A 769-nucleotide genomic window follows, 5' to 3' on the forward strand; every position below is an offset into this window, starting at 1 on the left:
AAAGCTGATCTTGGTGGCCAGGAACGCGTTCGCGCTCACCTTCACCAACTCGGCCGTCGCGAGATCCGTCACGATCACCGGACACCCGTGACCGCCCAGGATCGGCTCATACGCCCGCCGCACCTCCTCCTCAGCCCACCCCCCCGGCTCACGCACTCCCACCACGATCCGGTCCGGGGTGAGCGTGTCGGCCACCGCGAAACCCTCCCGCAGAAACTCCGGATTCCACACCACCTCCGCCCGCACACCGCCGCGCACCCCCGCATCGGCGATCTCCTGCAACCGCGCCGCCGTCCCCACCGGCACCGTCGATTTACCGACCACCACCGCATCTGACCCAATGAGCGGCGCCAACCGGGCCACCACGTCCTCCACGAACGAGGTGTCGGCCGCGAACTCGCCCTTGCGCTGCGGGGTGCCGACACCGATGAAGTGCAGGTCCGCGAACTCCGCGGCCTCGGCGTAGTCCGTGGTGAACCGCACCCGACCGGCCTCCACCTGCCGCGCCAGAATCTCCGGCAACCCCGGCTCGTAGAACGGCACCTCACCGGCCCGCAGGCGCTCGATCTTCGCCTCGTCCACATCCACACCCAGCACCTCGTGACCCAACTCGGCCATACAGGCGGCATGGGTGGTCCCCAGGTACCCGGTCCCGAACACGGTCATGCGCATAGCGCAGTTCTACCGTCCCCGGACGACCTCCCGGGAACACCGGGGTGAACGCGGGACGAGCGTAGTGTGGCCGGGCCCGGGTCGCCGACGGGCCCGG

1 protein-coding gene is annotated in these 769 nt (G+C 69.7%); it reads right to left on the minus strand.

The features are described 5' to 3' along the window. A partial coding sequence (locus tag G6020_RS14845) for a nucleotide sugar dehydrogenase (RefSeq protein WP_241732748.1) occupies positions 1-672 on the minus strand: 672 nt, incomplete at its 3' end. Positions 673-769: the final 97 nt, after the last annotated feature.

It is taken from the genome of Dietzia sp. B19 (assembly GCF_014145155.1).
Taxonomy (GTDB): domain Bacteria; phylum Actinomycetota; class Actinomycetes; order Mycobacteriales; family Mycobacteriaceae; genus Dietzia; species Dietzia natronolimnaea.